Source organism: Chryseobacterium culicis (assembly GCF_900108365.1).
Classification (GTDB): domain Bacteria; phylum Bacteroidota; class Bacteroidia; order Flavobacteriales; family Weeksellaceae; genus Chryseobacterium; species Chryseobacterium culicis.
On the sequence record NZ_FNWQ01000001.1, the window covers coordinates 527,201 to 540,393 of the forward strand.

The window sequence follows — 13,193 nt, forward strand, 5'->3', positions numbered from 1 at the left end:
TTTTAACTATCGTTGAAATAAAAATTAATAGATTGTATTTATCAAACAAACGTTGTAGGTTTGTCCTGTTCTTACAACAGAGAATTTAAACTGTATTAATCAATATAAAAATAAAATAAACGACAATGGAAAAAGATTTGAATGACATCAGTAAATGCCCGTTTCATAACGGAACTATGAAGAAGAATGTAGCAGGTGGAGGTACCCAGAATGCAGATTGGTGGCCAGATCAGCTCAGAGTAGATCTTCTGCGCCAGCATTCTTCCCTTTCTGATCCTATGGATAAAGATTTTGATTATGCCAAAGCGTTTGAAAGCCTTGATCTGGAAGCTGTAAAAAAGGACCTTCATGCATTAATGACAGATTCACAGGATTGGTGGCCGGCAGATTTTGGTCATTACGGACCTCTGTTTATCCGTATGGCGTGGCACAGTGCAGGAACGTACCGTGTAGGTGACGGAAGAGGCGGCGCAGGAGCGGGACAGCAGCGTTTCGCACCGTTGAACAGCTGGCCGGATAATGTAAGTCTTGATAAGGCAAGAAGACTATTGTGGCCCATCAAGCAAAAATATGGCAGAAATATTTCATGGGCAGACCTTTTGATTCTTACCGGAAACATTGCTCTTGAATCAATGGGCTTCAAAACATTCGGTTTCGCGGGAGGACGTGCTGATGTCTGGGAGCCGGATGCAGATGTATATTGGGGATCAGAAAAAACATGGCTTGGAGGCGATTTGCGTTATGCTCACGGTTCGGAAGGGGTACCGGAAGGACATTCAGCAGTTCTTCCAACTGATGACGATGCGGATGGAGATATTCATTCAAGAAATCTTGAAAAACCATTGGCAGCCGTACAAATGGGGCTTATCTATGTGAACCCTGAAGGGCCGGACGGAAATCCGGATCCTATTGCAGCTGCTAAAGATATTCGTGATACTTTCGGGCGTATGGCAATGAATGATGAAGAGACCGTTGCTTTAATTGCGGGGGGACATACTTTTGGTAAAACACATGGTGCAGGACCTGCTGATCATGTAGGCAAAGAGCCTGAAGGTGCAGGAATCGAACAACAGGGGCTTGGATGGGCAAGTACCTATAAATCAGGAAGCGGAAGAGATGCTATTTCCAGTGGTCTGGAAGTGACCTGGACAGAAACTCCGACGCAGTGGAGTAATTATTTCTTTAAAAATCTTTTCGAAAATGAATGGGAATTAACAAAAAGTCCTGCCGGAGCGCACCAATGGGTAGCAAAGGATGGAGCAGATATTATCCCGGATGCATTCGATTCTTCTAAAAAACATAAGCCTACAATGCTTACAACAGACCTTTCTTTAAGATTGGATCCTGTTTACGAAAAAATTTCAAGACATTTTTACGAAAATCCTGACGCGTTTGCGGACGCTTTTTCAAGAGCATGGTTTAAATTAACCCACAGAGATATGGGACCTCGCTCCCGTTATCTGGGACCAGATGTTCCACAGGAAGAACTGATCTGGCAAGATCCCATTCCAGAAGTAAACCACGAATTGGTGGACGAACATGATGTAGAGGCATTAAAATCAAAAGTGCTGAATTCAGGACTAAGCAATACAGAACTGATTTCTACAGCATGGGCTTCAGCTTCTACTTTCAGAGGAAGTGATAAGCGTGGAGGAGCCAATGGCGCAAGAATCAGACTTGAGCCTCAAAGAAATTGGGAAGTAAACAATCCTTCTCAATTGAATAAAGTATTACATGTGTTGGAAGCAATTCAAAAAGAATTCAACGATTCGCAAAACGGAGGTAAAAAGATTTCGCTGGCAGACCTGATTGTATTAGCAGGGAATGCAGCAGTAGAAGCCGCAGCACGAAATGCTGGTCAGGAGGTAAAAGTTCCTTTTGCACCGGGAAGGATGGATGCTTCTCAGGAACAGACTGATGTAGAATCTATGGGGTATCTTGAGCCTGCCGCTGATGGATTCCGTAATTATCTGAAAAGAAAGTACACGGTATCTACAGAATCTTTACTGATTGATAAAGCACAGCTGTTAACCCTTACAGCTCCTGAACTGACCGTATTGATAGGTGGAATGCGTGCATTGGATACCAATTTTGACGGCTCCAAACATGGAGTATTCACCAGCCGTCCCGGAGCTCTTACCAATGATTTCTTTGTGAATCTTCTGGATATGGGAACGCAATGGAAAGCCATGTCTGATGATAAGGAATTATACATAGGTACAGACCGCTCAACGGGTCAGCCAAAATGGACCGCAACACGTGCCGATCTTGTTTTCGGGTCTAATTCTGAATTAAGAGCAGTCGCAGAAGTGTACGGAAGCAGCGATGCGCAAGGAAAATTTGTTAATGACTTTGTAGCAGCGTGGACGAAGGTAATGAATCTGGACAGGTTTGATCTGGTTTAATAAATAAAATGAAAATGAATAAAGACAGCGTTTATGGCTGTCTTTTTTTGTTTATATAAGATAATATAGTTAAAAAATCATTTAAAGTATATAAAACAAAAACCATCCTAAAAAAGGATGGTTTGTAGACCCACAGGGATTCGAACCCCAGATGACTGAACCAAAATCAGTAGTGTTACCGCTACACCATGGGTCTGTTTCTCTGTCGCGAAATTATAGAATTTATTTTAAATATGAAAATCTAAATTAAAGATTAATTAACATAATAGAAGCGCAGGCAGCATTACTTATTGATATCCAAATAATTATTTTTCAATAAAATTTTTCAGGAAATTCTCCTTTTGCTCAGAAATAAGAGCATTTTAGATGAGAGTCGGTGTGTTCCGGCAAATATAATTACTATGGATTCACCACCCTCAGAGGTTTCCAGGCTTTATCCTGCAGCTTGATTGCGTAAGGGGGCATTTAAATAATAAACCTTATCTTTGCAAAAAAATTGGGCTCCAAAAGTTGGAGTAACCCATTAATAACATATCCTTGGGCAAAGCAAGAGGATTATTAAACATTTTTTATGTCAAATATTGTCGCAATCGTGGGGCGTCCCAACGTAGGGAAATCCACGCTTTTTAATCGTTTATTAGAAAGAAGAGAAGCTATTGTAGATTCAACAGCCGGTGTTACCAGAGACCGTCATTACGGAAAGTCAGACTGGAATGGAGTAGACTTTACAGTAATTGATACAGGAGGTTATGATGTAGGTACGGATGATATCTTTGAAGAGGAAATCCGTAAGCAGGTACAATTAGCGGTGGATGAGGCAACTTCCATTATCTTTATGATGAATGTGGAAGAAGGCCTTACCGATACAGATTACGAAATTTACAGACTTCTTAGAAGATCCAACAAACCAATTTATATCGTTATAAATAAAGTAGATTCTGCAAAGGAAGAACTTCCGGCAACAGAATTTTACCAGCTGGGAATAGATAAATATTACACACTTTCTTCAGCAACAGGTTCCGGAACAGGAGACCTATTGGATGATATCGTTAAAGATTTTCCTACTACAGAATATAAGGATCCTTTCGAAGGGCTTCCTAAAATCACGATCGCGGGGCGTCCAAATGTTGGAAAATCTACAATGACCAATGCTTTGTTGGATGTGGAACGAAATATTGTAACAGATATTGCAGGAACTACAAGAGACAGTATCCAGACCTTATATAACAAATTCGGACACGAGTTTGTATTGGTGGATACAGCCGGGATGAGAAGAAAATCTAAGGTTAATGAAGATCTTGAATTCTATTCCGTAATGAGATCTATCCGTTCTATTGAATATTCTGATGTGGTTATCATTATGGTGGATGCTACCCAGGGATGGGAGTCTCAGGATATGAACATCTTCGGTTTGGCTCAGAAAAACAGAAAAGGAATTGTAATTCTCGTGAATAAATGGGATTTGATTGAAGACAAGCAGACCAACACAATGCGTGATTTTGAAAAATCAATTAAAGATAAAATCGGTCAGTTCCAGGATATTCCAATCCTGTTCGTTTCGGCTTTAACAAAACAGAGAATTCTAAAAGCGGTAGAGGTAGCTATGGAGGTTTATGAAGACCGTAAGAAGAAAATCAAAACTTCAAAACTGAATGAAGTGATGCTTCCGATCTTCGAAAATACGCCACCACCGGCATTGAAAGGAAAATATATTAAAATCAAATACTGTGTTCAGCTTCCTACGCCATCACCACAGTTTGTATTTTTCTGTAACCTTCCGCAATATGTGAAAGAACCTTATAAAAGATTTACTGAAAATCAGTTGAGAAAACAATTCGGGTTTACCGGAGTTCCGATTGAGGTTTATTTCAGACAAAAATAATAAGAACAAATGTTCACGGAAAACTCCGGCAAGCAAAGCTTGCCGGAGTTTTTTATTCAATTAAAGCCGATTTTCACGGTAAGCCTCATATTTCAATTCGTTTTTTAGTTGTAATTTTGCAGGAATTACTATCAATTAACTGAAATAAAAATACAATTTTCATGCTTACTATTTTATCGCAAAACTTTTCTCTTGTTAATGAATGGATCAACGAACTCAGAAACGTTGACATTCAGCACGACCGAATGAGATTCAGAAGAAATATGGAAAGAATCGGAGAGATTGCCGCTTTTGAAATAAGTAAAGGGCTGGAGTATAGAGAAGTTGAAATCCAAACTCCCTTAGATACGATAAAAAGCAGAGAAATTGCTGTACAGCCCGTTATTACAACTATTTTAAGAGCGGGTGTTCCCTTGTTTGAAGGAATTCTGAATTACCTTGACAGAGCAGACTGTGGTTTTGTAGCAGCTTACAGAAAGCATGACGCCAATGATTATTTCTCAATCAAGCAGGATTATCTGACTTGTCCGAGCATCGAAGGCAGACCTCTTATCGTTGCAGATCCTATGCTGGCAACCGGAGCTTCTCTTATTGAAGCAATCAAAGACTTACTGACGAACGGAAATCCAACCCAGCTTCATATTGTGGCAGCTATTGCATCCAAACAAGGCGTGGAAACGATTCAAAATGCTTATCCTGAAGCTCACATCTGGGTAGGAGCTATGGACGAGCATCTGACCTCAAAAGGCTATATCACACCGGGGCTTGGAGACGCCGGAGACCTTAGCTATGGAGAAAAACTTCAAAGATAAATTAGGAAAGATTCCAGAAATCTTTTATCAAGCGTAATAATAAATCAGGCTGTACTTTATCCATAGGATGCTTTGTATCCGGAAGTACGGCCAATTTTGCATTAGGAAGACTTCTGTAAACTCTTATACTTTCTTCCAGAGTTACCATATGATCTTTATCTCCCACCATAATTTGAGTTGGAATATTGATAGTGGCCAAATTATTTTCGAGAGGAGGATTTTTGCCTAAGTCAATCATTAAATCAGCAATTGCAGGAAGAAGCTGTTTCCATTTTGCTCCATGCTGTGATTCCAGCAGCTGGGCATACACCGAAATTTTCTCTATAATCACATCTGGATTAAGCATTTTACTTTCTTTCAAAGCCTGCTCCTCAGTCCAGTCGAACTTTGTTCCCAAGGTCATCACAGAATTCACGTTTTCAGGATTTTCCATGGCATAACAAAGTGCAGCATAACCTCCCATGCTATGCCCGAAGATCGAAACATCGGTTAAATTATTCACTTTACAATATTCAGATAATTCTTTCGTGTACTTTTTGATATTGATGCCTTCTGCCGGAAGTTCCCGGTCTCCGTGTCCTGAAAATAAAGGAGTATGAACTGTAAAATACGGAGATAGTGCAGTAAGATAAGGATTGAAAATATCGCTGTGGCCTAAAGCTCCATGCAGTAAAAGCAGATTGGGCATAATTATTTAGTTTCCTGAAAATTAGCAAAAAGAAATGGATATCGAAAATAAAATGGATAAATGAGCGCGGTTTGATAATTTTATGGCCGATAGCACTTTACAATATAATTCCGAACCCAAAACCCAGAAGGCTGCCCCTCGTATCTCGTCTCAAACATCCACAGCCATTACCAAAACACTCACTTTATTATTCCCGGAATTTAAAAGCTCCCATGCAACTGATGAGACAGTATTTCCTGTCGTAAAAACATCATCAATCAGAAGAATATGTTTATCCGTAATGGATTGAGTGGCAGAAAATACATTGCCGGATTCCAATCTGTGCTTTTTATCCTTTAAAGCCTGTGCTTTTGAATAATGATTTCTTTTGATTAATTCATGATCAAAAGGAATACCGTAAAATGATGATAAAGTTTCTGTAAATAAATGCAGCTGATTATATCCACGCTCTTTCAGCTTTTTCGGGTGAAGAGGAACGCTTGCCAATAAATCCGGTTTTTCATTTCCGAAATCCAGTCGTTCTGTGGTCCAGTCTGCGAGAGTTTTTCCCGCTTTCTCTCGGCTTCTGTATTTCAGCTCGTGAATGATTTTCCGGCTCAAACCTTCTTCTTCAAACTGCAGTAAAGAAAATGCATTCTCAATTGGAAAGAAAAGGCCGCATTTTTCCTTAATCGGATTATTTTCAAAATAATTATAGTGGGTAAAACGAATTTGGCTAAAACAGAGATCACAAACTAATAATGCGGGATCAATGATTCTGTTGCAATGGATGCAGCGATTCGGAAATAATAAATCTAATATCATGAGTGTGTTTTTACTAAGATATAAAAATAATCATCAATTTTTGCTGGGCAACTGAATAGTCTATTGAGTGAAGGTTCTCGTAACAAACCTAAAAAAGACTCAGAGATCTCGAATTCCACACCTGAATCCTGCAGTTAAAATTCACAAGCAAAGCGCATTAGCAATTCACCTTTAAATATCTTCGAAACTCTTCCTGATCTTCTCCACAGCATTCTTCATGCTCAGATTAAAATGTTCTTTCTCCAGCCTTACCGGCGGAGCCTGTCTCACTTCGCAATCAGCAATGCTGCAGGATTCACAGGTAACACCTACATTGATGGTTTTTAACGAAGAAGACTTTATAAAACTTATTTTTTTGATGGTTTGTGAGTTCAGTAAGATACCAAGACAGTAGCTTCTGTTGCTTCCGTCCGAAAAAGGATTCTTTTGTGATGTTGAGATCACCAGATAGCTTATTCCCTGATCTTTATAATGAGAAATTTGCGCATCTGTCAGCGTTTCATTTTCCTTTAAATGATCAAGGTTTTTCACAGCAATCCATCTTCTGCAGTAGTGTTCGTTGGTTGCGTTGGCATGAGGAGCCTGCTGATGGTTCAGATGAAGCTCTTTTAAGATCTGGATTTTGTCCGAATTTTTCTTTTTTACCAGACATAAATAAAACAGATCTTTGATTCCCATTTCAGCTGACAGAATATTGGTAAGACGGTAATAAAAAGTTTCCGGCGAATGGGTGAAACTGTTGATAAGGCCCTCGAAACTTTGAGGTTCCCATGTATTTTGCTGAAAGAATTCCGATGCTTTTTCAATAAGAGGTTCCTTCGAAATTAAAAGGGCTCCTGCAAAATAAGAGGCATAAAAGTTATTCAGAATTTCCTCAAAGCTTCCGAAGTCAAGCCACGAATAAGTATTGGGGCGATTTTTTAATTCCAGAACATTGAATCCGATTTCCTTCGCAAGAATAAAAGTCTTCTGATCCTTTTCCAGCTTTTGGTTCAGCAGTACTAATTTTTTCTCAGAAATAAAAAGAGACCGGAGGTTATCCAGTGTTCCGAATTTTTCAAAATCTTCAGACTGAATGGTGTAGCTGAACTTTTCTGTCAGAATGTTTTCCAGAATATCAGATTTTAAATTTTTCCCGGTCGGTAACTTATTTTCCCGGGTAAACTGGCTTACTTTTTCCTCAATCTCCGGAAAATAATTATCATACAATTCCTGAAATGACCGTAAGACAGCAAAGTAAAATCTTTCTTTTCCAAGATTATAATTCTGAGAAATTTCAATCAGTGCATTGATAAAGGCAGTTACCTTTTTCGGGGCATCACTTATGATGCTGATGAGGTTGTTTTTATTAATTCCGAACAATTCCAGCGGAACTTCTTTAAAGAAATCAGAATGAAGAATTTCATTGAAAGGAGCGAGACTCTTATCCAGTTTAGTAGAAACCAGATCATCAAAAGTGCAGTTCAGGGCTTCAGAAAGCTGAATGATTTTATCATGTTTGGGATATTTTTTTCCATTCTCAATTTCGTTGAGGTAAGATTTTGATAATCCTGTCTTTACAGCAAGATCCTGCAGAGACCAGCTTTTCTTTTGTCTCTGCTGCTTCAGTTTCAGCCCGAAAACTGTTTTGATATAGTCGCTTTCTGAATTCATTACCCAAATATAAATAATAAGATGCGATTATTCGCATAATGATTTTTAAAATATTTTAGCGAACGTTCGCTATTTGTGAATATTTTTATTTATGTTTGTACTATCAAATCACAAAATCAACAGGTTATGGAAACAAGGACACAATTAGAAATAAAGTCACAGAAGCAGTTTGAGGAAGTATTTACTCCGGATTTGGTGGATTTTCTCATTGCTCTTCATCAGAACTTCAATCCTGCAAGAATTGAACTTTTAGAGGAAAGAAAAAAAATACAGCATAGTTTTGATCATGGAAATCTTCCTGAGTTTCTAATGGAAACAGAAAACATCCGAAACGGAAATTGGGTATGTTCTCCGCTTCCTGAAGATTTGCAGGACAGAAGAGTAGAAATCACAGGACCTGTTGATCGTAAAATGATCATCAATGCTTTAAACTCTGGAGCCTCTGCTTTTATGGCTGATTTTGAGGACAGCAGCTCGCCGGTATGGGAAAACTGTATTCAGGGACAGATTCATCTTACGAATGCTGTTAACGGGACTATTGATTTTATTAACGAAAAAGGAAAAGCCTATACCCTTAATGAAAAAACAGCTGTTTTGCAGGTCCGGCCGCGTGGTCTTCATCTTCCGGAAAAGCATATTGAAATCAATGGAGAGAAAGCTTCCGGTTCACTGACTGATTTTGGAATATATTTTTTCAGAAATGCCAAACAGCTTCTTGAAAAAGGCAGTGGACCCTATTTTTATCTTCCCAAACTGGAACATTTTAAAGAAGCCCGCTGGTGGAACGAGGTTTTTGTTTTTTCCCAAAACTATCTGGGAATTCCGGAGGGAACCATTAAAGCGACTGTTCTGATAGAAACCATTACCGCTTCATTTCAGATTGATGAAATTTTATTTGAGTTAAAAGAACACAGTGCAGGACTGAATTGCGGAAGATGGGATTATATTTTCTCGTACATTAAAAAACTCAGAAATTTACCTGAATTTATTGTTCCGGACAGAGATCAGGTGACCATGACTTCCCCTTTTATGAGCGCTTATTCGAAACGAGTAATAGAAATATGCCATAAAAGAAATGTACACGCAATTGGTGGAATGGCAGCGCAGATTCCGGTAAAAGATGATGATAAAGCTAATAATGCTGCTTTTGAAAAAGTAAGAAATGATAAAGAGCGGGAGGTGAAAAATGGTCATGACGGAACGTGGGTAGCCCATCCGGCATTGGTAGCGGTAGCAAAAGAAATTTTTGACCAGTATATGCCTTCCCAAAATCAGATTGATAAAAAATTTGAATACCATATTACAGAAAATCAGCTGCTGGAAATCCCGAAAGGAGAGATTACCGAAAAAGGAGTCCGGAAAAATATCAACGTAGGAATTCTTTACCTTGAAAGCTGGCTGATGGGAACAGGTGCTGCTGCCATCTATCATCTTATGGAAGATGCTGCTACAGCAGAAATTTCAAGAACCCAGATCTGGCAGTGGCTGAAAAATGAAGCCGTACTCAGCGATGACAGAACTTTAACCCGCAGTATGGTACTGCAGTGGGAAAAAGAAGAAATGGATAATATTGAAAAGTATGTAGGTGAAACCCGTTTCAAGAATGGAAAATTCAATCTTGCCAAAGAACTTTTCAATGAGCTTATTTTCTGTGAAAAATTTGAGGAATTTCTGACCCTTAAAGCATATCCTTTTATTGAGTGAAAATGTTGGTTGCTGGTTTTATAGTTGCTGGTTGAGAATCCAATTATCAATTAACACTAATAATATAACCAGCATCTGGCAACAAAATTACTTTCAAACCTAATCAAACAAAATCCAAATATTATGAAAACAAGACAAGAACAAATCCAGGACCTGGAGCAGGACTGGCTGACAAATCCACGCTGGAGCGGTGTAAAAAGACCATACACAGCAGAAGAAGTTTTAAAACTCCGCGGATCTTATACCATAGAATATACCATTGCTACAGAGATGGCTAAAAAATTCTGGGATAAGCTGAATACTCAGGATTATGTGGCAGGGCTTGGCGCACTGACCGGTAATCAGGCTGTGCAGGAAGTAGACGCCGGACTTGAAGCTATTTACCTTTCCGGCTGGCAGGTAGCTGCTGATGCCAATTTATCAGGGGAAATGTATCCGGACCAGTCATTATACCCTGCCAATTCAGTGCCTTCTGTAGTAAAAAAAATAAATAATGCACTGTTAAGAGCAGATCAGGTACAGTCTGTGAGCGGAACAGGAAATAAAGAATATCTGGTACCGATCATTGCAGATGCGGAAGCTGGTTTCGGAGGTAATCTGAATGCTTTTGAACTGATGAAACAGATGATAGAAGCGGGAGCAGCCGCCGTACATTTTGAAGATCAGCTTTCATCAGCCAAAAAATGCGGACACTTAGGAGGGAAAGTATTAGTACCCACTCAGGAAGCCGTGAATAAACTCATTGCTGCCCGTCTGGCTGCTGATGTATTGGGCGTTCCAAGTCTTATTATTGCAAGAACAGATGCGGATGCGGCAGATCTGCTGACCTCCGATATTGATGACAGGGATAAAAAATTTGTAACGGGAGAAAGAACTTCCGAAGGATTTTATGTAGTGAAAAACGGAGTAGAGCAGGGCATCGACAGAGGTTTGTCTTATGCACCCTACGCAGATCTGATCTGGATGGAAACCTCAAATCCTGATCTCGGGCAGGCCAGAAGTTTTGCAGAAGGAATTCATGCCCAATTCCCGGGTAAAATGCTGGCTTATAACTGTTCTCCATCATTTAACTGGGCGGCAAGGCTGAGCGTAGAGGAAATGTCTACGTTCAGAGAAGAGCTGGCTAAAATGGGCTATAAGTTCCAGTTTATTACCCTTGCGGGATTCCATGCTTTGAATACAGCAATGTTTGAATTGGCTTTAGCGTATAAAGAAAGAGGAATGGCCGGATATTCCGAACTGCAGGAACGCGAATTTGCATTGCAGCAGAAAGGATTCAGAGCGGTGAAGCATCAGTCTTTTGTAGGAACAGGATATTTTGATGAAGTACAGAATATTGTTACCAATGGTTCCTCAGCTACTGTAGCAATGAAGGATTCTACAGAAACAGCACAATTTCATTAGTCATTTTTTCCATATTTTTTGATGTTAAACCTTCTCAACTGGTGGGAAGGTTTTTCTTTGTTTAATATCTTTTAGACCTATTTTTTACTTTACATAAGCTCAAAATAATAAAGGAAAAATATCAGATCGTAAGTATTGAAATTTGAATTATATTTGGGGACGAAAAAATAGTATTAAACATGAATTTAATTAAAGTAATTTTTATTACATTAGGATTAACACTTACTGCTAATATCGCAAAGGCTCAACAGAAGATTGGAAGTGTAAACACAGAGGACATCTTTGCAAGTTTATCAGAAGTAAAAACTATAGGAACGACCATTGATAATCTGACTAAAAGCAAGCAGACAGAAATTGAAAAGCTGATCAACGATTATCAGACTAAGCTGAAAGCAGCTCAGGATAAAGAAAAGACTTTAAGTGAAGCCAATAAAGAAGCAGTCACTAAAGAATTAATTGCAGCACAAACAGAATTACAGACTTTAGGGAAGAAGATAGAAGAAACCAGAGCACAGGCTGCTAAAGATATCTCGGCTAAACAAAATGAACTGCTTAGCCCGCTTCAGAAAAAAGTAAGAGACGCTATTTACGCTGTAGCGAAAGAGAGAAGTCTAAACTATGTATTTGATACAGCAGCACAGGAATCTAATAACCTTCTGTATACAGACGGAAGTGAAGATATCACTAATATGGTAAAAAGCAAGTTAGGTGGTACGGCAGCTCCTGCTAAAGCAGCTGGAAAATCTAAATAAGAATTTCAATACACAAAAAAAAACGGAATCATAGAGTATCTGATTCCGTTTTTTTGTATCTGAATGCTTGAATTGTTTCTGAGAGAGTAAGAAAGTTCTGTTTAAAATGATAAATTTGAGTAAACTTTCAGGAGAATGAATTTAATGTACGAAAAACAGATCCAGGTAACGGAAGAACATATTGATCAGAATAACCACGTGAATAATGTACAATATGTTCACTGGGTGGAAGAAGTAGCCGCGGAACACTGGGATCTTTTAAAACAGAAAACAGAATATGTAAATGATGCCTGGATGCTTCTTGATCATCATATCCGATACAAAAAGCAAGTCTATCTGAACGACATCATCACGGTTAGAACCTATCCAATAGCTCCGGAAGGAGCCAAACAGCCAAGAAAAGTAGAATTTTATTGCAAAGATGAGCTTGTGGTAGATTCAAGCACACTTTGGATTCTCTTCGATACGGAAACCAAAAAGATTAAGCGCCTGGAAGCTGATTGGCTGGAGAAGTTTTCTGAATAATAAAAGAAAAAATCAAAGTAGGAGTAATACTTTGATTTTTTTATTTTTGATCAGGAACACTTAACAAAAAACTAAATAACATGAAAACTCTTGTATACAGTGGCTTTACTATTGTGGCTTCATTTTTTTAGATTGCATTCATGAAAATAACCGTTTACAGTTTTTAGCTTAACGAGTAAGGATGTAAGAAATATATAATATAAATATAATCATAAGGCTATGGAAATGCTTTATACTCAGCATTCTGTTTTCGCTGAAGATCAGATTTATAGGGTATGGCCCTGTCACCCCTGAAACAGAAAAATTTACATTACATAACCTATAAAGCTCAATGAATGTTTCGATGGAATGATTTTTATAAAAAATAGCAATGCCGCAGAGCATCTCTCAGCCGGGTAAACAGTAACGGAATGGCTGTTTATTTTATTGGAAATCAGTATAGAAAGGATTATCAGAATAAAAAAACAGACTCCGGAATGCATCTGTTTCCGTTTTTATCTCAGAATTAGATGTTATAATTGAGCTTCGATAGCTGTCTTAATAAGAAACCATCAACCCATTGGA

10 protein-coding genes and 1 tRNA gene are annotated in these 13,193 nt (G+C 38.7%); 7 read left to right on the plus strand and 4 right to left on the minus strand.

Annotated elements, in window-relative coordinates:
* Window positions 1-125 precede the first annotated feature (125 nt).
* A complete protein-coding gene (gene katG / locus BLW74_RS02325; protein ID WP_089689845.1) occupies window positions 126-2,405 on the plus strand; it encodes a catalase/peroxidase HPI in 2,280 nt (759 codons plus the stop codon).
* A 125-nt stretch (window positions 2,406-2,530) separates the two neighbouring features.
* Here the strand turns inward: katG and BLW74_RS02330 are convergent.
* A tRNA-Gln gene (locus BLW74_RS02330) sits at window positions 2,531-2,601 on the minus strand.
* A gap of 375 nt (window positions 2,602-2,976) precedes the next feature.
* Between BLW74_RS02330 and der the strand changes: the two genes are divergently transcribed.
* On the plus strand, window positions 2,977-4,287 hold the full coding sequence (gene der / locus BLW74_RS02335) for a ribosome biogenesis GTPase Der (RefSeq protein ID WP_089689846.1): 1,311 nt from the start codon (window positions 2,977-2,979) through the stop codon (window positions 4,285-4,287).
* Window positions 4,288-4,448: 161 nt separating this feature from the next.
* Window positions 4,449-5,099 (plus strand): uracil phosphoribosyltransferase, encoded by a 651-nt coding sequence (gene upp, locus BLW74_RS02340; protein ID WP_089689847.1) that lies wholly within the window; start codon window positions 4,449-4,451, stop codon window positions 5,097-5,099.
* A 1-nt stretch (window position 5,100) separates the two neighbouring features.
* Here upp and BLW74_RS02345 read toward each other — a convergent pair whose 3' ends face one another.
* The 3 genes from BLW74_RS02345 to BLW74_RS02355 all read right to left on the minus strand — a co-directional run bounded on the left by BLW74_RS02345 (window position 5,101) and on the right by BLW74_RS02355 (window position 8,244).
* Complete coding sequence (locus BLW74_RS02345) at window positions 5,101-5,787, minus strand: alpha/beta fold hydrolase (RefSeq protein ID WP_089689848.1); 687 nt, start codon at window positions 5,785-5,787, stop codon at window positions 5,101-5,103.
* 150 nt (window positions 5,788-5,937) lie between these two features.
* Complete coding sequence (locus BLW74_RS02350; RefSeq protein WP_089689849.1) at window positions 5,938-6,591, minus strand: ComF family protein; 654 nt, start codon at window positions 6,589-6,591, stop codon at window positions 5,938-5,940.
* A gap of 171 nt (window positions 6,592-6,762) precedes the next feature.
* On the minus strand, window positions 6,763-8,244 hold the full coding sequence (locus BLW74_RS02355; protein ID WP_089689850.1) for a helix-turn-helix domain-containing protein: 1,482 nt from the start codon (window positions 8,242-8,244) through the stop codon (window positions 6,763-6,765).
* A gap of 126 nt (window positions 8,245-8,370) precedes the next feature.
* On the opposite strand from BLW74_RS02355, the gene aceB reads away from it, so the two are divergent.
* The 4 genes from aceB (at window position 8,371) to BLW74_RS02375 (ending at window position 12,629) form a co-directional block, all read left to right on the plus strand.
* Entirely contained in the window at window positions 8,371-9,948 is a 1,578-nt protein-coding gene (gene aceB, locus BLW74_RS02360) for a malate synthase A (protein WP_089689851.1), read from the plus strand.
* Between the two features lie 123 nt (window positions 9,949-10,071).
* Window positions 10,072-11,352, plus strand: coding sequence for an isocitrate lyase (aceA, locus tag BLW74_RS02365; protein ID WP_089689852.1), 1,281 nt, complete (start codon window positions 10,072-10,074; stop codon window positions 11,350-11,352).
* A 179-nt stretch (window positions 11,353-11,531) separates the two neighbouring features.
* Entirely contained in the window at window positions 11,532-12,104 is a 573-nt protein-coding gene (locus BLW74_RS02370; protein ID WP_089689853.1) for an OmpH/Skp family outer membrane protein, read from the plus strand.
* Window positions 12,105-12,239: 135 nt separating this feature from the next.
* Window positions 12,240-12,629, plus strand: a complete 390-nt coding sequence (locus BLW74_RS02375) for an acyl-CoA thioesterase (protein WP_089689854.1) — start codon at window positions 12,240-12,242, stop codon at window positions 12,627-12,629.
* Window positions 12,630-13,193 lie beyond the last annotated feature (564 nt).